The organism is Bradyrhizobium sp. USDA 4516, from assembly GCF_054055915.1.
This window is the reverse complement of the sequence record NZ_JBSRXT010000001.1, coordinates 1,288,717-1,309,780: the sequence shown is the minus strand read 5'-3', so window position 1 is coordinate 1,309,780 and position 21,064 is coordinate 1,288,717. Positions and strand designations below refer to the sequence as shown.

Here is a 21,064-nt window from a genome sequence, read left to right as displayed (position 1 = left end):
ATGGCCGCCGGGATCTGCCCGGCGGGATACCGATGTCGGTCGGCCGCGAGCACGGGCCCGGAACCGTGCCGTTCCGCTCGGGCTGCCTGCGCGGCTATTTCAGCATCGCCGCGACGTTGTCCTTTGTCACAACGTCGAGACCGGTGTGGATGATCGGCGGCGCCTTCTGGCCTTTCTTGATGGCAAGCAGCGTGTCCATCGCTTTCTCGCCCATTTCGAACGGGCGCTGGCCGATCAGCGCATTGGCGTAACCCTCATTCAAAAGCTCAAGCTGCATCTTGAGGGTGTCGGCCACGACGAGCGTGAACTTGTCGGCGTCCATGTCCTTCTTGCTCTTGCTGGCGAACGCCTTGAAGCCTTCGGGCGCGAACATCGGCCAGCCACCGACCGGGATGATGGCTGCAAGGTCGGGAGCAGCGGTGCGCAGATCGGTCATCTGCTGAACGCCGAGCGCGGGATCGTCGTTGCAGAAGGTGGGCGAGCCCCCGACCTCGGTCCACTTCGAGCCCTTGAGTGCCTCACGCACGCCGTCGACCCGCTCGGCCAGGTTCTCCGCACCCGGCCCGCCGGAGATCATCGCGTATCTGCCGCCATCAGGCCGCAGCTTCAGCAATTGCTTGCCGAGCGCGAGGCCGAACTCCTTGTTGTCGGTGCCGATATAGGCAATCCGCTTCGAGCCCGGCGCGTCCGAGTCGAAGGTGATGACGGGAATGCCGGCTGCACTTGCCGCCTCGATCGACTTGGTCATCGCGGCAACGTCGGCAACCGAGATGGCCAGGCCATCCACCTTTTGAGTGACGAAATCCTGGATGATCTGCGCTTGCGTCGCCGGCTCGTGCTCGACAGGACCCTTGTAGATGCATTCGATGTTGCCGAGCTCCTTGGCGCGTTTCTGGCAGCCGTCGCGCGCGAAATCGAAGAACGGGTTGTTCATGGCCTTGGGCACGATCACGAATCTGTAGCTCTGGGCCAGGCCAGGCGTTGCCATCATGGCGAGGACCGCAGCGGCCAGAAGTGCCTTTCTCATTGTTTCCCTCCACATTTCTTATCGTGCCTATCCGTTCAAATCTGCGGCTCCGGGAGGCGGATAGGCGGACATCCATGATCCTCCAGGACGAACTCTTCAGGCCATGCGCGACCGGAGACGATCGACCAGCACCGCGGCGATGATGATCACGCCCACCAGGGTCTGCTGCCAGTACGAGTTGACCTGCGCGAGCACGAGGCCGTTGCGGATCACCTCGAGCAGCACGCAGCCGACAATGGCCCCGAGCGGGCCGCCGGCGCCGCCCGCGAGATTGGCGCCACCGATGACAGCGGCCGCAATCACGTTGAGCTCATAGGATGTGGCCATGTTCGCCGGCGCCGATCCCAGCCAGCCCGAGACGATGATGCCCTGCAGACCCGCCGCGAGCGCACAGATCACGTAGATCTCGATCTTCACCCGGACGACCGAGATGCCGGTCAGCGCGGCCGCCTTCTCGTTGCCGCCGACGGCAAAGACGTGGCGGCCGAAACCAGTGTGATGCAGCACGACCGCCATCGCCAGCGCGAGAACCACGAGATAGATGAACGGCGCCGGCATGCCGAACACAACGCCGGATGTCAGCGTGTAGAAATATTCGGCGTCGGGGCCGCCGGGAAAACTGCCGCGGCCGTTGGAGACGACGTAGCCGAGGCCGCGCACGATCGAGAGCATGCCGAGCGTCGCGACGAATGGCGACAGTCCAAGCACCGCGATGCAGAAGCCATTGACGAGGCCGACAATCAGCGCGACGCCGAGCCCCGCCAGAACCGAGACGAGCAGAATCAAGCCGGGCATATTGGCAATCACGGTCTTGCCGTCAGGGGCTAAATGCACGAACCACTCCGCGCCGGGCATGCCCGGTGTCGAGACGTGCGTCATCACCATTGAGGTGGTCATCGCTGAAAAGCACATCACGGAGCCGACCGAGAGATCGATGCCGCCCGTGATGATGACGAAGGTCATGCCGAGCGTGGCGATGGCGATGAAGGAAAAGTTCTTAGCCACATTCTGTATGTTGCCTGCGGTCAGGAAATAGGGGCTGGCGAAGTTCATCAGCACGAACAGCGCCGCCAGCGCCAGCAGGACGTAGCCGGTCTGCGAGGCGAACGGGCCGCTGCGCCACCATCTGGCCTTGCCGACATTGGTGAAGGTGAGGGGAGATTCCAGGGGCGTGGCCATCACGCAGCCTCCTTCGCTCCCGTGATGAGGGAGGTGACTTCCTCGGGGCTGGTGTCGCCGATCGCCTTGTCGGCGCGCTTCTCGCCGCGCCGCATGACGACGACGCGGTCGCAGACAGCGAACACGTCGGGCATGCGGTGCGAGATCAGCATGACCGCGACGCCCTGTTCCTTCAGGCGATGGATCAGGCCGAGGACCTGCTCGACCTGGCGAACCGAAATCGCGACAGTCGGCTCGTCCATCATCACCAGCCTGGCGTTGGAGAGCCGCGTCCGCGCGATCGCGACCGCCTGGCGCTGGCCGCCCGACATCTGCTTGACGAGATCGTGCGGGCGGGTCTCCGAGCGCAGCTCGCCGAACAGCTGCAGCGCGCGCGCTGCCATCGCCTTGTGGTCGAGCAAGGCGAATGGACCAAGCTTGCGCTTGAGCTCGCGGCCGAGGAAGACATTGGCCGCCGCAGTGAGATTGTCGGCGAGTGCGAGGTCCTGGTAGACCACTTCTATGCCGACCGCACGGGCATCGATCGGACGGGCGAAATGAACCGCCTTGCCGTCAAAGCGGATCTCGCCGTGACTTGGCGGAAAGTTGCCGGCAATGATCTTGACGAGCGTCGACTTGCCGGCGCCGTTGTCGTCCATCAGGCCGACCACCTCGCCGGGCGACACGCGGAGGTCGACGCCATGCAACGCGCGAATGGCGCCGAACTCCTTGCCGATGCCCTTCAACTCCAGGACCGCTAGCCCGGCGTCGTGAGGGGTTACCATGGCTGGCTTTGCTCAAGCATGCTGGCCACCTCCGCTCAGAAGTGCACCAGCGTGCGCAGACCGAGAATCCAGGCGTTGTCGGTCTTCACGCCGGCGGCATTGTACCCGCGCCCGCCAGGATGCATCACATACTGGGCGTCGAACTTCAGGTTCATCCAGCCCGTCGCCTGCCACCCGTACCAGGCTTCGATCGGAACTTCGTTTCCTCCGGCGTTGGGCGTGAGCGCAGCGGTATTCACATGGGTCGTACCGACCGCAAAGCCGACTTCGTCCTCCGGGCGCGAGGCGAACGTTCCGGTGTGCCTGAAGCCGAATGCAATCTGGTAATCCTGGTACGACGTGCGGTGGTCGGCGACGGTCGTATTGAGGAAGGTGTACCAGCCCTGTGCCTTGGGACCTTCAACCGTCAGCCGCTGCAGGATCGATTCATAGACGCCATAACGACCGCGCGAATCTCCGAGATTCTGGTCCGAGACGCCGCCGGTGCCCGGAGAGATCGCAATGATCCCCGGCAGGCCGCCATCAATTGTCGATGCGCTGTCATACCAGCCGCCAAATCTCCAGGTCCCGTTCAACGGACCGCTCGGCGCCCAGACCACCTCGACCGGCACCAGAACGCCCGAGGCGGGGCTAGAGCCGGGGACACCCGGCAGGAAGTAAGTCGCGGAGTCCGACGTCGTCAGGTAGTTCGGGTTGGCGTCGTAGACGCCGACCGAGAGCTGCCATTCCTTGGCGAAGTTGTAGTGCACCACACCGGCCCATTGGCTCACCGGCCAATTGTAGATGTAGCCACCCTGGATGTTGCCGGGCTGGCCGCCGCAGAAGGTCAGGTTGATGAACTCGCAGAGACCAAAGAAGAAGTCGGAGCCGACCGGAAGACGGCCGCCCTTGAGCTCAAGGCGATCATCGAACAGCTTCTGCGAGTAGTAGAGTTCGGTCAGGCGAAGAATGCTGCCGCGGCCGAACACTTCGTTGGTCAGCTGCAGCGCCGGAATTCCCGCCTCGTCATTCAGGTTGCGGCCGAAGCGGTCGACCAGCGTGAGGCCAACCGTGCCGCCATGGATGCCGGCAAGTTTTGCCATGTCGAACTTGGCCTGAAAGAAAAGCTGTCCGGCTTGGGTCGCGGTGTTCCTGTTGCCGCCCGACAAATTGCCGACGGCTTCGTCGCCCAGTGTCAGGGCCAGCGAGATCCCTCGCTCCTTTAGTTGCGTCCTGCCGAGATCGCCGAACAGATATGGTCTTGTCCAGAAGTCGTCGGTCTCGGTGTAAGGCACCGGCGGAGCCTTCGACATGAGATCGGCCGCATGCGCGCCGCCGCCGCTGAACAGAGATAACAACGCCAACGCCATCCCCACGCCGCACGCCCGCGCGGTGTTTACAGACCTAAGTGACATTTTCTGCACTCCCAGCGTCCCCGGCTTTGTCTATTTTTGTGCCACGTTCCCGCCCAAAGCCCTTCAGCGGGGAACGCGATAGTTTCAATTCATCGCTCTATCAATCAGAGATAGAATATGCGCACGCAAAGCCCTCCGAGACGGTCGCGAGGGTCTGCCTGCGGCTCACTGGGCCAGGCTTGCTGCGCCAAATTGGATACGAGCGCCGCGAGCTTGATCGATCTTGCGCCTCGAACTCCTTCCCCTCGTTCCTCTACTCAAGCCGCCGCGACCATATTCCCGGTCCGGGTTCTTCCTTTTCGAGTTGTCATGCCTGATCGCCCGTCGTCGTCGGCAACGCAGCCGCGCTATGCGAAGCTGCGCCTTGCAGAATTGTGCTTTCCTTCGATCTTGGTGCAGTGCGGGCGAGGCCTGCGAGCGCGGCCTTGCGCCGTCGACGGGCCTGCAATTGCTGATCCGCCAGCACACCGATCAGGATCACGGTCCCCATCACCGCGAAGTTCAGCGAATTGGGAATGCCGAGGATGTTCACGAGGTTCTGCAGCACCTGCAGCAACGCCGTCCCGAGCACGATGCCCAGAATGGAGCCCTCGCCGCCGCGCAGGCTGCAGCCGCCGAGGACGGCCGCCGCGATCGCATAGAGTTCGTAGAAGTTGCCGAAGGAACTCGGAGAAACCGAGTTGGTGTAGAACACAAACATCACGGTCGAGACGCCGGCGAGCCCGCCGCTGATGACATAGGCGGTGGCGATCACGAGATTGGTGTTGATGCCGGAGAAGCGCGCCGCTTCCTCGTTCTTGCCCACGGCATAAAGCCAGCGCCCGTAGACCGAGCGGTGCAGCAGCACGCCGAGGATCAGCGCAAGGATGATCAGGAAGATGAAGGTGTTCGGGATGCCCGCAATATTACCGGAGGCGATGTTGCTCAGCGTGCTCGCCTCGTCACCGTAGCCGAAGCCGCGTGTCGAATCGCTGGTGTAATAGCGCGCGGCGCCGCGATAGATCAGCAGGCCGCACAGCGTTACGATGAAGGGCTGCATTTTCAGCCGCGTGATCAGGAAGCCCTGGATGCCGCCCAGCGCAAGCCCGCCCATCAGGACCAGCAGCAGCGCGAACGGCCAGGGCACCTGATAGGTCGTCAGCAGGTCGATGAAGATGACGCCGAGCAGCGCGAACATCGAGCCGAGCGAAAGATCGATTCCGCCGGTGATGATGACGAGGCCTTCACCGAGCGCGAACACGCCGAACAGGCCGATCAGATTGGCCATGTTCAGCAGATTCACGAACGACAGGAAGGCCGGATTGATCGCGCCGGTGATGGCGGAGATCACCGCCAGCAGCAAGAACAGGCCGAGTTCCTTCTTCATCATGGCGCAGCGGCCTCCATGGTTTCGAGCGGTTGGCCGACCGCCAGCCTCAACACGTTGTATTCGCTGAACTGGTCGCGCTCGATCACGCCGCTGACACTGCCTTCATGCATCACCGCCACCCGGTCGGAGACGCCGATCACTTCCTCCATGTCCGAGGAGATCATCACGATCGCGACGCCCTGGTCGGCGAGGCTGCGCATCAGCGCGTAGATCTCGCTCTTGGCGCCGACATCGATGCCGCGGGTCGGCTCGTCGAAGAACATCACGCGCGGCTGCATGGAGAGCCACTTGCCCAGCACCACCTTCTGCTGGTTGCCGCCGGAGAGCGTCACGGCTTCGATGTCGATGCTCGGCGCCTTGATGGACAGCCGCCTGGCCTGGTCTTTGGCGATTCTGCGCTCGGCCGCGCCGTTGACCAGCCACATCCGCGCATGATCCAGCAGGCTCGCGAGCGTCACGTTCTCCCGGATCGGCAGTTCCAGCACCAGGCCGGATTTCTTGCGATCCTCCGGCACCAGGTAGATCCCTTGCCTGATCGCGTCACGCGGCGAGGCGACGCCGACCGGGGCGTTGTCGATCCGGATCTCGCCGCCCAGCAGCGGATCGACGCCGAACACCGCGCGGGCAAGCGAGGTGCGGCCGGCGCCGACGAGCCCGGCGAGGCCGAGGATCTCGCCGCGCCGCACCGACAGATTGATCTGTCGGTCGGGAAAGGCAGTGGTCACGACGCCGGCGATATCGCAGCCGCCCGGCTGCGGCGTGCAGGACGGCGGTGTATATAGCGCCTTCAGGTCGCGGCCGATCATCAGCCTAATCATGGCGGCGTGGCTGAGTTCGTCGCGCGCCAATTCCCCCACCGTGCGCCCGTCGCGCAGCACCACGACGCGATCGGCGCAGCTCATGACCTCGCCGAGCCGGTGAGTGATGTAGATCACCGAGATGCCGTGCGTCTTCAGGTCGGCGATCACCTCGAGCAGCCGTTCCGTCTCCGAAATCGTCAGGCTGGAGGTCGGTTCGTCCATGATGATGACGCGGGCGTCGATCGAGAGCGCCTTGGCGATCTCCACCATCTGGCGCTCCGCGATCGACAAATTCTCGACCAGCGTGCCCGGCGTGAAATCGGCGCCCAGCCGTTCCAGCAGCGGCATCACGCGGGCGTGCATCTGCACATTGTCCACCAGCTTCAGCGGGCCGCCGGCCAGCTTCTCGCGTCCGATGAAGACATTGGCCGCGACGTCGAGATTCTCGAACAGGTTCAGTTCCTGGTGCACGAAGGCGATGCCACATCGCGTCGCCTCGGTCACCGTCATCCGGGCGTGCTCGGTGCCGCCGATGCGGATCACGCCGGTGCTCGGCGCGATCACGCCGGCCAGCACGCGCATCAGCGTCGATTTGCCGGCGCCGTTCTCGCCGATCAGGCCCAGCACCTCGCCGCGATTGACGCGCAAATTGACGTCGTCGAGCGCCCTGACGCCGGGATAGGTCTTGCTGATTCCGCTGAGTTCCAGCAGCGTTTCCGCCATTCGCATGTCCTCCTGCACAACGCCCGGCGGCCTGTGGCGGCCGGGCGTTGAAGCCGACTGAAGTTACTTCTTGAGCAGTTCCTTCAGATGTGCGGCGAACTCCGCGACGTTGGTCTTGCTGATCACCTTGGTCGGCACGATCAGCTTGCTGTCCTTCGGAATCCAGGACTTGTCGCCGTTCAGCGTCTTGATGATGTTGGTGGCGGAGAGATAGCCGAACTCGTAGGGCTGCTGCACGACCGTGGATTCGATCGTGCCGTCGGAAATGCCGCGCAGCGTCCGCTGGTCCTCGTCGAAGCCGACGATCTTGACCTTGCCGGCCTTGCCTGCGGCCTTCACCGCGTCATAGATCAGCGGCGTCTCGTAGCTCCATAGGCCGGACAGCAGCGCGATGTCGGGATATTTGACGAGCACGTTCTCCATGTTCGCCTTGGCCTTGGCGAAGTCCACCTGGTCGGTGAACACGTCGACCAGTTCGACCTTGGTGCCGGCGATCGCTTCCTTGATGCCCTGCACCCGCTCGCGGGCGTTGTCGGCGTCCATCGTTCCGACGAACAGCGCGATCTTGCCGCCGTTCGGCAGCGCCTTCTTGATCTCCTCGCCGGCCTGCCGCCCCGCCGCGACGTTGTCGGTGCCGATATAGGCGAGGCGATTGCTCTGCGGCGCGTCGCTGTCCGTGGTGATCAGCACCGTCTTGGTCGCAACCTTGTTGAGTTCTTCGGTTGCATGCGGTGCATCGTCGACCGAGATCGAGATACCGGCGACGCCGCGCACCAGCAGATCGTCCAGTTCGCGCCGCTGGCCGGCCGCCGTCCCTTCATTGGTGACGATCAATTCGATATTGTAGTCCGGGTGCTCCTTCTGCGCCTTCTCAAGCCCACGGCCCGCGATGGTCCAGAAGTCGGCCGCGACATTGGTCACCAGCGCGATGGTCTTTTTCTGCTGTGCCTGTGCTACCCCCGTCGCCATGGCGAGCGCGGCAGCGCCCGCCATGAGCGGCACGATCAATTTTCTGGTTGAGACATTCATATGCACCTCCCTGTCGACAACCCCGGTGAGGGGATTTCACGCCCGGCGCTTTTCACGCCTTATTTTATTCACGCAACTAATAAATTAGCGCGACAAAATGTCCAGTCAAGGATGTTCATGATCACGCCTTCACCCAATAATAGTATATGGGTGATGTTTTCCAGTCGCTATCCGCGCCTTTTGACCCGCAAACGAGTAGCCTGCGTTGAATAATTTCATCGAGCGAATTAAAAGGCGCAATATGAACGAACAGCCCGAGCCGTTGAGACGTGCTTCGAGCCTGGCCCGCGGATCGAACCCCGGCCGTCTCGTCGAGGTCCTGCGACGCCAGGGGCCGTTGCCGCGGGTCGAGCTCGCACGCAGCACGGGCCTGAGCTTCCCCGCCATTTCGGCCATCACGTCGAAGCTGATGGCGGAGGACCTGCTGTGCGAAGCCGAGACAGATGCGGCGACGCTGTGGCCCGACGACGCCGACGAAGAGGACGCGGATGGTGGCCGTCGCCGCGGCCGGCCGGCAGTCCTGCTGACCCTGAATCCCGAATTTGCCCGCATCATCGCGGTCTCGCTGCGCATGAATCTGGTCGAGACACTGATCGCCGATTTCAGCGGCTCCGCCCTGGCGCAATCGCGACTTGAACTCGCGACGCGCGCGCTCGATGCAAGCGCACTATGCGAGCTCGTGATCGCACAGATCGACGCCATGCTTGAGGCGACCGCCACGCCGCGACATCGCTTGCTCGGAATCGGAATAGCGCTGCAGGGTATCGTCGACGGCGATACCGGCCGGCATCTGTGGAGCCCGGCGCTGTCGATCACCGACGTCGATCTTGCCAAGCCGATCCACCAGGCGTTCGCTGTCGAAGTCGTGATGGCGAACGACGCGGTCGCGGTCGCGCTGTCCCTCGCTGCCGCCGAACCGGCACTGGCGCAGGGCCTCACGGCCACGATCATGGTGGGCCACGGCGTCGGCATGGGCATCATTGTCGACGGTGAAGCGCGCTGGGGTGCCGGCGCGGGCAGTGAGATCGGTCATGTCAAATTGGCGCTGAACGGCCCGCAATGCCGCTGCGGTCAGCGCGGCTGCATCGAGGCCCATCTTGCCGACTATGCGCTTTACCGCGATGCCCGCACCTTTCTCGACCTGCCGCCGGCGGCGTCGCAGCAACCGTCCGAGGCGCAGATGGCTCTGTTGCGCGATCGGGCGCGGAGCGGCGATTCCCGTCTCGAGCACTTGTTCCAGCAGGCGGGTCACGCGCTTGCCGAAGCGGTCGCCACGACGATATCGGTGCTGCGCCCGCATCATGTCATCCTCGCAGGTCCCGGCCTGCAGGCATTCGACATGATGCGCAGTGCCTATGAGGAGAGGCTCGACCAGGCGGTGCTGCCGTGGCTGCTCAAGTCCACGGCAATATATGTGCGTCCAAGCGAGTCGGCGACCATCGTCGACGGCATGGTGCGGCGGACGCTGCGGGTCGTGGACCGCAGCCTCATGGAGACAACCGAGTGAACCTCGGAATCTGTGGCCCTTTTGCCTGAGCCGCAGCAACGCAACCGACGCCCTTCAGGCGCCAATATCGAGAGGATGCCAATGCAGGGCGCCATCTATCCAAGTCTCAAGGACCGGACCGTACTGGTCACCGGCGGCGGTTCCGGCATCGGCGAGGCGATCGTCCGCCGGTTCATCGGCCAGGGCGCGCGGGTCGGATTCATCGATATCGATCTGACGTCGTCGGAGCAGCTACTGTCCGATCTCGGGGCACAAGCCCGCGTGCACTTCGAACATGCCGATCTGCGCGACATCGGCGCGCTGCGGCGCGCGGTCGCCGGCATCCGCGAGGCGCTCGGGCCGGTCACCATCCTGGTCAACAATGCGGCCCGCGATGATCGTCACGCGATCGAGGACGTCACACCGGAATTCTGGGACGAGCGGATCGCCGTCAACCTGAAGCACCAGTTCTTCAGCGCTCAGGCGGTCGCGCCGGACATGAAGCAGGCAGGGGGCGGTTCGATCGTCAACATCGGCTCGGTGAGCTGGGTGATCGGCCAGGGCAACATGCCCTGCTACACAACGGCCAAATCAGCCGTTCAGGGCCTCACCCGGGCGCTAGCCCGCGATCTCGGGCCGCACAACATACGGGTCAATTCCATCCTGCCCGGATGGATCATGACCCAGCGGCAGCAGGATCTGTGGTTGACGTCTGAAGGCGTGGCCGAACTGATGCAACGCCAATGCCTCAAGCGCAAGCTCGTGCCTGATGATATCGCCCGCGTCGTGCTGTTCTTCGCCGCCGATGACAGCGGTGCCTGCACCAACCAGAGCCACATCATCGATGGTGGCTGGGTCTAGCGCTTCAGGTAATCCGGCAAGGTAAACCCGTCATAGAAGCGGTCGGACAGGATCGTGGTCTTGAACGTCTGTGATTTGTAGCCGGCGACGATGTCCTGCGCCCACGGCGAGCCCGCATTGGCCTGCTTCACCGCGACCACATTGATATAGGGCGTTGTCATCTTCTCCAGGGCGAATGCATTGGTCAGCTTCAAACCGCTGTAGATCGCGAAGTTGCCCTGGATGGCGGCGAAATCAACGTCATCGAGCGCGCGCGGCGCCTGTGCCGCTTCCAGCGGCACGATCTTGATGCCGCCGGGGTTCTTGATCACGTCGAGTTCGCTGACATCGACCGGCTTGGAGTCGCGAATCTCGACGAGGCCGAGATCGCGCAGGATCCAGAGCGCACGCTGCAGATTGACGGGATCGTTGGGCACGGCCACGGTCGAACCGGGCTTGATCGGCGAGCCGACCGGGTGCTTCTTCGAGTAAAGCCCCATCGGGGGCGTCGGGACGTGGACGATGCCGACGAGGTCGGTTTGCTGCCGCTCGTTGTACGAGTTCAGGAAGATCGTGTGCTGCATGACGTTGGCGTCGATCTCGCCCTTGAACACTGCATTATTGGCTTCCAGCCCGGTCGAAAACTCGACATAGCGGATACGGTAGCCCTTCTTCTCGAGTTCCGGCGCGACGCCAACCTTGAATTCGTCGATGTAGGGGCCCGGCACGAAGCCGACTTTCAGATCGGATTTGGCTGATGTCTCCGCGTGCAGGGCGGCGCCGGTCAGGGCACCGAGAATGAGCTGGGTCGAAACGAGCAGGACGCGCGCAGTGGTCATTGAACTCTCAAATCCTCAGGCTGTGGGCAAATAGCGATCCGGCCGACGCGGGGTCGGCGGTTTCGATCACGTCAGGCGATCGCCTTGATCGATCCGGAAAACACGCTTTGCGGCCGGCTCAGTCCGAAATGGTCGCGCAGCGTCGTGCCGCTGTACTCGCCGCGGAACAGGCCGCGCTTGCGCAGGATCGGCACGACCTTCTCGGCGAAGATATCGAACCCGCCGGGTAGCCAGGGCGGCATCACGTTGAAGCCGTCGGCCGCGCCATTGTCGAACCAAGTCTGGATGTTGTCGGCGATCTTCTCCGGCGGGCCCGCGATCACCCAGTGGCCGCGCGCCCCGGCGAGACGCTGCACGAGCTGGCGGATGGTCGGCTGCTCGCGATCGACGATGTCGACCACGAGCTTGAAACGGCTGGCGACCCCGTGGGCGCTGCCGGTGTCGATCAGATGGCGCGGAAAGGGACCGTCGAGGTCGAAGCCGGAGAGGTCGAGCCCGATCATCTGGCGAAGTTGGGTCAACGAGTATTCCGGCTGGATCAGCTCGTTGAACTCGTCCTGCAACAGGTCGGCTTCGGCCTGCGTGCTAGCGATGAACGGACTGATGCCCGGCAGGATCCTGACCTGATCGGGGCTGCGGTCGAACGCGCGTGCCTGCCGCTTGATGTCCGCATAAAACTCCTGGGCGCTCGCCAGCGTCTGATGCGCGGTGAAGATCGCTTCGGCATAGCGCGCGGCAAAGGCGCGTCCGTCATCAGACGAACCCGCCTGGACATAGACCGGCCGTCCCTGCGGCGTCCGCGAGATGTTGAGCGGGCCGCGTACCCGGAAGTGCTTTCCGACGTGATCGATCGGATGGATCTTTCCCGTATCGGCGAAAATGCCGGATGCGGGGTCGTTCACCACGGCGTCGTCTTCCCAGCTGTCCCACAGCCGCGTGATGACATCGATATATTCCCGCGCCCGCTCGTAGCGTTCGTGGTGAGGTGGATGCTCGGGCAAGCCAAAGTTCTGCGCCGCCTGTGCCGTGCTGGTCGTGACGATGTTCCAGCCGGCCCGGCCGCCGCTGAGGTGATCGAGTGAGGCGAACAGGCGCGCCAGATTGTAGGGCTCGGTATAGGTCGTCGACGCGGTCGCGATCAGGCCGATCCGTTTCGTGGCGACGGCGATCGCGGCCAGCCAGGTGATCGGCTCGAACCGGAAGCGTTGTGCGTAGCGAACATTGTCGGCGAGCGCGGGGCCGTCGGCGAAGAAGATCGCGTCGAATTTCTGCGCCTCGGCACGCTGCGCCAGCTCCTGGTAATAGCTGACGTCAAGGATGCGATCCGCCGCAGACCCCTTGTAGCGCCACGCCGCCTCGTGATGGCCGCCGGGATAAATAAAGAGGTTAAGGGAAAGCTGTCGTTTGCTCATCTCGGATCTCGTGAGTTTTGCTGATTATTATTGGTGGGACGGCGCCTTGTGCGCAAACGCGAAGCGCAGGTAGCGCTCCAGCTTCAAACCTTCGGGCGTGCGCTGTTCTTCGACAAGGCGCGCGAAGGTGCGGCGCACCAGTTCGCGCTCGTGAGGGGTGAACGCTTCGAGGAAATTTCCGAATGCGCTCGCTTCCGACCACTGCAGCAGCGATGCCGCATCGTCGTGGATATCGATCAGCGCGCGCAGCTCGCTGCGGTAGCCGGCGAAGCCGTGTGCCGCGAACAGCGATTTGAGCTCCTCGTCGGTCGATCCGAGCACCGGGTTCGAGTCCTGGCGATCGCCGGCAAGACCCGCCTCGATGATGGCGCGACGAAGCAGCAGGCGCGACTGGTGCGGCCTGGACGGATCCTGCACATTCAATCCGAGGCGGCCGCCGGGCTTGAGCACGCGCCGGACCTCCCGCAGCGCGCGATCCTTGTCGGAGATCCAATGGAAGACGCTATTGAGATAGACCGCGTCGAACTGCGCGTCGTCGAAGCGCGACAGTTCTTCGGCGCGCCCGGTGGCGAACTGGAGGTTATCCCCCTGCCGAAGGCGCGCAATTTCGATGCGGCCGGCAAGTGGATCGATACCGATCACGCGGCCGTCCGGACCGACCAGTCCGGCGACGAATTCCGCAAGCCGGCCGGTTCCCGTCCCGATGTCGAGCACGTGCTCGCCGGTCTTGATGGCGAGCGGCCCGATCAGGAACTTGCCGTGGCGAAATTGAACGAGTCCCGCTTCATCATAGGAGCGGGCGAGCTCCGGGGTATCGTGTTCAAGGCTGATGTTGCCGGCAGTTCGCGGCATTTCGAGAGATCCATCGTTGCTCGCCGCGCGTCGACGTCAGGCGCGTGCGCTGCGTCAGACTCTATGTCGGCGGCGGTGAAATGAATTTGCGTTGTTGCACGGCAAGCGAGCATGAACGTGACGAGTTCGTCGTTCACCGGAGATGACTGCGATCGCGCCGATCCCGGCGACGTATGATTTGGGAAGTTCTCCCGATCGATCGCGCCGATCCCGCACGTCGCAATGCACATGAGATGATCGGTCAGGCGGCGATCATCGCAAATATTTCAATGCCCGCGTTGTCCACGACGCGAACATTGCCTGCTATCAAAAACAAAGCTGGTTTCGTTTCATTGACTGAATGTCGATCGCTTTTACGATTTGTAACGTCAAAGCGAGGTGGTCATTCATGCCGCAATCCGATCCCGACAGCGTCGCCCGCGAGGCCCTCCGGCTGATCGGGGTCGACCCACAGAACTGGGTGCCTGATCGCGACGGAATCGATCACAACGTCGTCGTGGTCGGCGGTGGCCAGTCCGGCGCGGCCTTCGCGTTTGCGTTTCGGCGCGCCGGGATCGGCAAGGTCTCGGTGATCGACGCCGCCGCCGACGCCAGCAAGGCCGGCGTGTGGCTGACGAGCGCGCGAATGCACAAGCTTCGCACTCCGAAGACGCTTCCAGGTCCGGAGCTCGGTCTGCCCGGTCTCGGTTTCCAAGCATGGTATGAAACGCGCCATGGCGCGGCGGCCTTCGACGCGCTCGATCGGATTCCGCGGCTCGACTGGGCGGCCTATCTCGACTGGTATCGCCGCGTGACCGGCGCCGGCATTCGTTACGGTACGCGGCTGCTCCGCATCGAGCCCGCAGCCGATCATTTGCGGTTACATCTGGAGCGGAGCGGGGTCACGACCATCGAGACCACGCGCAAGCTGGTGCTCGCAACCGGCTTTGCGGGTAGCGGGGGCGCTTATGTCCCCAACGCGCTGCGGGTCCTGCCGAAACGATTCCGTGCGCATACATCGGAGAAGATCGATTTCAGGATGCTGCGTGGTCTCTCCGTTGCGGTGGTCGGGAGTGCTGCGTCGGCCTTCGATGCGGCGGCTGCAGCCCTTGAGGCCGGAGCGCGCGATGTTCATCTGTTTGCGCGCCGGGAAACCTTGGCCGCGTTGCCGGTCATTCGGATCCGCGGTTATCCGGGAGCCTATGACAATTATGGCAGCCTGCCCGACGGGGTGCGCTGGCATCAGGCGATCCGGTTCAGGCAGGCTGGGTCGACCCCGCCGCCGGATGCGATTTCGCGCGCGGTAGCCTTCCCCAATTTTCATCTGCACCTGGGCGCGTCGTGGACCTCGGCGCAATTGAAGGGGTTGCGGCCGGTCGCCATCACTCCGCAGGGCGAGTTCGCGTTCGATTTCGCGATTGCGGGAACTGGCTATTCCGTCGATCTGGGCGCGCAGTCAGAACTCGGCGATTTCGCCGACGAAATCCTGCTGTGGCGAGATCGCTTCGTGCCGCCTGACGACGAAAAGGACGATCGCCTGGCGGCCTATCCTTATCTCGGGTCCGGGCACGAGTATCTGGAGAAAGTTCCGGGCCGCGCGCCGTATCTGAAGGACATTCACGTCTTCAACCCGGCAGCATTTGTCAGCTTCGGCCTGCCGATCGGCGACGTTCCAAGCTTCAAGCGCGACATTCCGGGGATCACGGCCAGGGTCAGCCGCGATCTGTTCCTGGCCGACCTTGCATCTCACGAGGCGCGCATCAACGGAGAGATCGCGGAGGATTTCACCGCCGAACTCTATGCACCGGCTGTCTGGCGACCGCCGCAGCCCGTCGCGGCGGAATAGCGAGTATCGCGACCACATCATTGATCTCCGCCGTCGTTTCCGCGACCGGCGCATGGCGGAGCTTTGTCCAGGGGATCGCGGCGACGAGACCAACATCATGAGCAACACGACCACTATCGACAACGTCATTCCGCGCGCCGACATCGTCAAGCGTGCCGCCCGGCTTGGTGCCGAGATCAAGAATGTGAAGTTGTCGGGCGACCTTCCCGACGCGGTCATCCGTGCCGTCAACCAGGTGCTGCTCGAGCACAAGGTGATCTTCTTTCGTGACCAGGGGCACCTCGACGACGCCGAGCAGGAGCGCTTCGCGGTCAGGCTCGGCAAACTGGTGCCGCATCCGACCATCGGCCCGAGCAAAGGCACGTCATCGATCCTCGAACTGGATTCGGGGCGTGGTGGCGGCCGCGCGGACCAATGGCATACCGACGTCACCTTCGTCGACGCCTATCCGAAGATCTCGGTGCTGCGCGGCGTGGTAATCCCGCCCTATGGCGGTGACACCGTCTGGTCGAACACGGCGGCCGCCTATCTCGATCTGCCTGTGCCGTTGCGCAAGCTCGCCGACGAGCTCTGGACGGTTCATAGCAATGCCTATGATTACGCCGTGAAGTCTCGCGCCACCGACGCCGACAGAAAGCATTTTGACGAGGTATTCACCGGGACGATCTATGAGACCGAGCATCCGGTCGTGCGCGTCCATCCCGAAACGGGCGAGCACACGCTGGTGCTCGGCAATTTCGTCCAGCGCTTTGTCGGCCTGCCGAAATATGACGGCCAGAAGCTGTTCGATCTGTTCCAGTCCCACATCACGGCTCCGGAGAATACCGTGCGCTGGAGCTGGCGGGCCGGAGACGTCGCGATCTGGGACAATCGCGCGACCCAGCACTACGCCGTCAATGACTACGGCGATCAGCATCGTGTGGTGCGCCGCGCCACCATCGACGGCGAGGTTCCGGTCAGCGTCGACGGCCGCCACAGCGTGACGCGGATCAAATCGCCGAAGCCGCAAGCGGCGAAGGCAGCCTGAGCATGTCGCCTATTGGAGCAACACAATGAATGCCATCATTCGAATTCTGCGCGCGCGGCGAGCCGCTGCGCGCCGGGCGGCGCGATTGCTGCTGGCCGGCGTCTTTGCGTTGGGCCTGATCGCTTCGGCCTTCGCCGAGCCACCGCTCGATAAGACCGAGATCCGTTATCAAGGCTGGGCCGGGCAGGTGACGTTCACCGAGCTCGCCGAGGACCTCGGCTACCTCGCGCCGCTCAAGCTCAAATGGGTCGGCAACACCATCAGCGGGCCGCAGGACATTCAGACCGTCGTCACCGGCGACATCGACGTCGGCGGCGCTTTCTATGGTGCGATCATCAAGCTGATCGCGGCCAAGGCGCCGATCAAGGCGGTGGTCGGCTACTACGGTTCCGACTCCAATACCTACTACGGCTACTTTGTGAAGGACGACAGTCCGATCAAGACGGCCCGCGACCTGATCGGCAAGAAGGTCGCGGTCAATACGCTTGGCGCTCATCTGGAGTTCGTGCTGCGTGAGTATCTGGCGCGCAACGGCCTTAGCGCCGGCGAGGCCAAGCAGGTGACATTGGTGGCGGTCCCACCCGTCACCGGCGAGCAGGCGCTGCGGCAAGGGCAGGTCGAGGTGAGCGCGCTCAGCGGCGTGTTGCGCGACAAGGCGCTGGAGCGTGGCGGGATCCGCTCGCTCTTCAACGATACCGATCTGTTCGGACAGTTCACCGGCGGTGCCTATGTGCTGCGGGAGAAGTTCATCAAGGACAATCCGAACACCGCCCGCAAGCTGGTTGAGGGGATCTCGCGCGCCATCCAGTGGGCGCAGACGACGCCGCCCGATGAAGTGCGGGCCCGCTTCGACCGGATCATTGCGGAGCGCAAGCGCAACGAGGATGCCTCCTCGATCAAGTACTGGAAGAGCACCGGCGTCGCGTCCAAGGGCGGCGTGATCTCGGATGCCGAGCTGCAGGTCTGGGTCGACTGGCTGGTCAAGGATGGCCTGCTCAAACCGGGCCAGATCAAGGCCTCGGACACCTACACCAACGAGTTCAACTATTTCCGTCCCGGAAAGACGGCGGAGGCGCGATGACGTCGGTCAAGATCAGCTTTGACAAGGTCCGCAAGGAGTTCGTCACGCGAGGCGAAGGGGGCCGGCCGGCGGGCTATTTCACCGCGCTCGAGGACATCACGTTCGACGTCCGCGCCGGCGAATTCCTCGCCCTGGTCGGTCCAAGCGGTTGCGGCAAGTCGACATTGCTCGATCTGCTCGGCGGGCTCGCGACGCCGACCAGCGGCCGCATTCTGCTCGACGGCCGGCCGATCGTCGGACCCGGACGCGACCGCGGCGTCGTGTTCCAGCAGTACGCGCTGTTTCCGTGGCGCACGGCCGCGCAGAATGTGGAGTTCGGGCTCGATATCGCCGGCCTCAAGCCGAAACAACGCGGTGAGATCGCGCGGCACTTCCTCGACTTGGTCGGGTTATCGGGTTTTGCTGACCGTTATCCGCATGAACTCTCCGGCGGCATGAAGCAGCGCGTCGCGATCGCGCGCAGCCTTGCCTATGATCCGGAGGTGCTGCTGATGGACGAGCCGTTCGCTGCGCTCGATGCCCAGACGCGCGAAACGTTGCAGGGCGAGCTGCTGCGGATCTGGCGGGCCACCGGCAAGACCATCATCTTCATCACCCACGGCATCGACGAGGCGGTCGTGCTCGGTCAGCGCGTGGCGGTCATGACGTCCCGTCCGGGGCGGATCAAGGAGATTGTCGACATCCCCGCGGCCTTGCGCAGCGAAGCCGAGGATGTGCGCTCGCTGCCGGAATTCGGCCGCGTGCGCCATGAGATCTGGAGCCTGCTCCGCGAGGAAGTGCAGAAAGCGCAGCTGGGGCAATCGGCGGGCAGGGTCAGCGCAGGCCGTGTCGAGCGTGAAGTAAAGGAAGTCGCTCATGTCTAGCCTGGAGATGCTGACATTGCTGGAGCTCGCGCATGGACGGCGAGACGAGCAAGCGGTGGCGGCGCGGTCACCGCTAGTGAGCGCGGTCCGCGCCGCGACCCGCGGTCTGGTAGCTTTCGGACGCCGCTCCCTGCTGCTGATCGCCCTTCTGGCGATCTGGGAGGCCGCGCCGAGGCTCGGCTTGATCGACGCGGTGTTTCTGCCGCCATTCTTTGATGTCATCGCCGCAGGCTGGCAGCTCGCGCAAACCGGCGAGCTCTATGACGACGCCTCCGCGAGCCTGCTCCGCGCCCTGAGCGGGTTTCTGGTGTCGGTCGTGTTGTTCGTCCCGCTCGGGCTGGCCGTCGGCTGGTACACAAGGCTCGGCGATCTGCTGAACCAGTTCATCGAGATTTGCCGCAATACCGCGCCGCTCGCGCTGTTGCCGGCGTTCATCCTGCTGCTTGGCATCGGCGAGCTCTCGAAGGTCACGATGGTGGTCTATAGCTGCGCATGGCCGCTCCTGCTCAACACCATCGCCGCGGTGAAGCAGGTCGATCCGCTCTTGATCAAGTCGGCGCGGACCATGGGCGCGACCCCGCAGCAGCTGTTCCGCAAGGTGATCCTTCCGGCGGCGCTTCCGACGATCTTTGTCGGCATTCGCCTCGCCAGTGCGTCAGCCATGCTGGTGCTGGTCGCATCCGAGATGGTCGGCGCCAAGGCCGGTCTCGGCTATCTCATCATCAACAGCCAGTACAGCTTCCTGATCCCGCAGATGTATTTCGGCATAATCGGGATCACCGTGATCGGGTTGGCATTCAATGCGGTCCTGGAGGCGTTGGAACGGCGCTTGATGCGATGGAAGGCACAGGTTGCGGCGTGATGAGATCGTGGTTCAGGCGCCGCTCGGGCTGTTTCGTGCGGTGGCCTGCGTCACAATGCTGTTCGGCGGCACGTCCTTGGTCAGCCAGACGTTGCCGCCGATGGTCGACCCGCGGCCGATCGTGATCCGGCCGAGTATGGTTGCGCCGGCGTAGATCACGACGTCATCCTCGACGATCGGATGGCGGGCGTCGCCCTTGATCACATGTCCCTCGTCGTCGGTCGGGAAATGCCGCGCGCCGAGCGTGACCGCCTGATAGATCCGGACGTTGTTGCCGATGATGGCGGTTTCGCCGATCACGACGCCGGTTCCGTGATCGATGAAGAATCCGGAGCCGATCCGGGCGCCGGGATGGATATCGATGCCGGTCCTTGTGTGGGCGATCTCCGACATCAGGCGAGCCACCAGCCGCGCGCCGATCTGGTAGAGCAGATGCGCAAGGCGATGGTGGATGATGGCGGCCATCCCCGGATAGCCGATCAGGATCTCGGGAAAATTCTGCGCCGCCGGATCTCCAACGAATGCCGCCCGCAGATCGTTGATCAGAAGTCCGCGGACCGACGGCAGTTGGGTCGCGAATGCGCGTGTCAGCTCGATCGCCTCTTCGTGCCCAAAGCCCGGCTCCAGCTCGTCGCCAACGAACAGCGCGCTGCGATGGATCTGCGCGCTGAGCGAATCCAATGCTGTGCTCAGCGTATTGCCGACGAAATAGTCGATGTTCTCGCCGTCGAGGTCCGATTGGCCGTAGTGGCGCGGAAACAGCGCCTCGGTGAGGCCGTCGAGGATCGCCTCCAGCGCGTCCCGCGAGGGCGCGCGGCGTGCCTCGCCGTCGCGCCGGATGCTATGGGTCTCCTCGCGGGAGGTGCGCAGCTCGGCCACGATCCGGTCGAGCTGCCAGCGGCCCGGTGGTCTGCTGACCGCGCCGGCCGTTGACGGAGGCGATGCTGGCGGCAATTCGCGTTTCATGCTGCACCCTTTCTCTGTTCTAACGGACATGCGCCAGAGGAATGCTGACTTCGGCCAATAGGTCGAGATCGGCCTCGTGATCGATCTGGACATACTGTCCATTCCAGTAAGTGAGGCCGGACAGCCGATGCGACAATTCCATGCTGGCGAGGCGGCCCACGATGATGCCATGGGAATGCCGCTCGATGATCTCCTCGACCTGGCATTCGATCATCGCAAGCGACCGCTGCAGCAACGGCACGCCCGAGGCTCCATGGGTCCAATCGGTGCCCTCGAAGCGTTCCCTGCCTTTCAGCCGGCCATTGCTGAAGCGCTCGGCCAGGGCCTGCTGGTCGGAGCCGAGGATGTTGACGCCGAACAGCCGATGGCGGGCGATCGGTGCGAAGGACGATGCCTGCCGGTTGATGCTGACCAGCAGCCGGGGTGGGCTGGCGCTGAGCGACGTCAGCGAGGTCACCGTCATGCCGGTGATGTCCTCACCCTGTCCTGCGGTGATGATGCAAACGCCGCCCGGGAGGCGGCGCATGACAAGGCGAAATTGACGCTCGATCTCGTGGTCGGCGTCCACAAGATGAATATCCGGCTTGCTCATCGGGATTCTCCCTTGCTTTGCCTCGCCGGATTGGACCTCGCCAGAGCGTTTTCGAGCGAAGTGGATACCGGTTCGCGTGAGAAAACGCATCAAAACAACAATCCAGAGCTCCGTTCCGATTCGATCGGAGTGGG

At 63.7% G+C, this 21,064-nt stretch carries 19 protein-coding genes; 7 read left to right on the top strand and 12 right to left on the bottom strand.

What is annotated here, in order from left to right; all coding sequences use genetic code 11:
* Positions 1-94: 94 nt before the first annotated feature.
* From ACVI1L_RS06150 to ACVI1L_RS06120, 7 genes are all read right to left on the bottom strand, one after another.
* Entirely contained in the window at positions 95-1,027 is a 933-nt protein-coding gene (locus ACVI1L_RS06150) for a sugar-binding protein (protein ID WP_456782518.1), read from the bottom strand.
* A 96-nt stretch (positions 1,028-1,123) separates the two neighbouring features.
* On the bottom strand, positions 1,124-2,206 hold the full coding sequence (locus ACVI1L_RS06145) for an ABC transporter permease (protein ID WP_456782517.1): 1,083 nt from the start codon (positions 2,204-2,206) through the stop codon (positions 1,124-1,126).
* Positions 2,206-2,970 (bottom strand): ATP-binding cassette domain-containing protein, encoded by a 765-nt coding sequence (locus ACVI1L_RS06140; RefSeq protein WP_456782516.1) that lies wholly within the window; start codon positions 2,968-2,970, stop codon positions 2,206-2,208. The genes ACVI1L_RS06145 and ACVI1L_RS06140 overlap by 1 nt, the downstream gene beginning before the upstream one ends.
* Positions 2,971-3,005: 35 nt before the next feature.
* A complete protein-coding gene (locus tag ACVI1L_RS06135) occupies positions 3,006-4,364 on the bottom strand; it encodes a carbohydrate porin (protein ID WP_076826941.1) in 1,359 nt (452 codons plus the stop codon).
* Between the two features lie 307 nt (positions 4,365-4,671).
* Positions 4,672-5,733, bottom strand: coding sequence for an ABC transporter permease (locus ACVI1L_RS06130; protein WP_253589198.1), 1,062 nt, complete (start codon positions 5,731-5,733; stop codon positions 4,672-4,674).
* Complete coding sequence (locus ACVI1L_RS06125) at positions 5,730-7,256, bottom strand: sugar ABC transporter ATP-binding protein (RefSeq protein WP_456782515.1); 1,527 nt, start codon at positions 7,254-7,256, stop codon at positions 5,730-5,732. Before ACVI1L_RS06125 ends, ACVI1L_RS06130 begins: the two co-directional genes overlap by 4 nt.
* A gap of 63 nt (positions 7,257-7,319) precedes the next feature.
* Positions 7,320-8,285: a sugar-binding protein gene (locus ACVI1L_RS06120; protein ID WP_456782514.1), complete on the bottom strand. Its 966-nt coding sequence runs from the start codon at positions 8,283-8,285 to the stop codon at positions 7,320-7,322.
* Between the two features lie 241 nt (positions 8,286-8,526).
* Here ACVI1L_RS06120 and ACVI1L_RS06115 point away from each other — a divergent pair, with 241 nt between their 5' ends.
* Together ACVI1L_RS06115 and ACVI1L_RS06110 are read left to right on the top strand one after the other, a co-directional pair.
* Positions 8,527-9,792 carry an ROK family protein gene (locus ACVI1L_RS06115; RefSeq protein WP_456782513.1) on the top strand — a complete coding sequence of 422 codons (1,266 nt, stop codon included), beginning with the start codon at positions 8,527-8,529 and terminating at the stop codon, positions 9,790-9,792.
* Between the two features lie 81 nt (positions 9,793-9,873).
* Positions 9,874-10,632 carry an SDR family NAD(P)-dependent oxidoreductase gene (locus ACVI1L_RS06110; protein ID WP_456782512.1) on the top strand — a complete coding sequence of 253 codons (759 nt, stop codon included), beginning with the start codon at positions 9,874-9,876 and terminating at the stop codon, positions 10,630-10,632.
* Here ACVI1L_RS06110 and ACVI1L_RS06105 read toward each other — a convergent pair.
* From ACVI1L_RS06105 to ACVI1L_RS06095, 3 genes are all read right to left on the bottom strand, one after another.
* Positions 10,629-11,450 carry a MetQ/NlpA family ABC transporter substrate-binding protein gene (locus tag ACVI1L_RS06105; protein WP_456782511.1) on the bottom strand — a complete coding sequence of 274 codons (822 nt, stop codon included), beginning with the start codon at positions 11,448-11,450 and terminating at the stop codon, positions 10,629-10,631. The two genes, ACVI1L_RS06110 and ACVI1L_RS06105, sit on opposite strands and share 4 nt — an antisense overlap.
* A 71-nt stretch (positions 11,451-11,521) precedes the next feature.
* Entirely contained in the window at positions 11,522-12,862 is a 1,341-nt protein-coding gene (locus ACVI1L_RS06100) for an LLM class flavin-dependent oxidoreductase (protein WP_456782510.1), read from the bottom strand.
* A gap of 27 nt (positions 12,863-12,889) precedes the next feature.
* Positions 12,890-13,714, bottom strand: a complete 825-nt coding sequence (locus ACVI1L_RS06095) for a class I SAM-dependent methyltransferase (protein WP_057017431.1) — start codon at positions 13,712-13,714, stop codon at positions 12,890-12,892.
* 388 nt (positions 13,715-14,102) lie between these two features.
* Between ACVI1L_RS06095 and ACVI1L_RS06090 the strand changes: the two genes are divergently transcribed.
* The 5 genes from ACVI1L_RS06090 to ACVI1L_RS06070 all read left to right on the top strand — a co-directional run bounded on the left by ACVI1L_RS06090 (position 14,103) and on the right by ACVI1L_RS06070 (position 19,372).
* A complete protein-coding gene (locus ACVI1L_RS06090; RefSeq protein ID WP_456782509.1) occupies positions 14,103-15,539 on the top strand; it encodes an FAD-dependent oxidoreductase in 1,437 nt (478 codons plus the stop codon).
* 97 nt (positions 15,540-15,636) lie between these two features.
* Positions 15,637-16,566: a TauD/TfdA dioxygenase family protein gene (locus tag ACVI1L_RS06085; RefSeq protein ID WP_057017482.1), complete on the top strand. Its 930-nt coding sequence runs from the start codon at positions 15,637-15,639 to the stop codon at positions 16,564-16,566.
* 25 nt (positions 16,567-16,591) lie between these two features.
* Positions 16,592-17,647, top strand: coding sequence for an ABC transporter substrate-binding protein (locus tag ACVI1L_RS06080; protein ID WP_076826947.1), 1,056 nt, complete (start codon positions 16,592-16,594; stop codon positions 17,645-17,647).
* Positions 17,644-18,510, top strand: a complete 867-nt coding sequence (locus tag ACVI1L_RS06075) for an ABC transporter ATP-binding protein (protein WP_141340373.1) — start codon at positions 17,644-17,646, stop codon at positions 18,508-18,510. Before ACVI1L_RS06080 ends, ACVI1L_RS06075 begins: the two co-directional genes overlap by 4 nt.
* Positions 18,503-19,372, top strand: coding sequence for an ABC transporter permease (locus ACVI1L_RS06070; RefSeq protein ID WP_200844439.1), 870 nt, complete (start codon positions 18,503-18,505; stop codon positions 19,370-19,372). The genes ACVI1L_RS06075 and ACVI1L_RS06070 overlap by 8 nt, the downstream gene beginning before the upstream one ends.
* A 12-nt stretch (positions 19,373-19,384) precedes the next feature.
* Here the strand turns inward: ACVI1L_RS06070 and epsC are convergent, their stop codons facing one another.
* Together epsC and ACVI1L_RS06060 are read right to left on the bottom strand one after the other, a co-directional pair.
* A complete protein-coding gene (gene epsC, locus ACVI1L_RS06065) occupies positions 19,385-20,338 on the bottom strand; it encodes a serine O-acetyltransferase EpsC (RefSeq protein ID WP_141340374.1) in 954 nt (317 codons plus the stop codon).
* 19 nt (positions 20,339-20,357) lie between these two features.
* Positions 20,358-20,930, bottom strand: a complete 573-nt coding sequence (locus ACVI1L_RS06060; RefSeq protein ID WP_057017437.1) for a flavin reductase family protein — start codon at positions 20,928-20,930, stop codon at positions 20,358-20,360.
* Between the last annotated feature and the right edge of the window lie 134 nt (positions 20,931-21,064).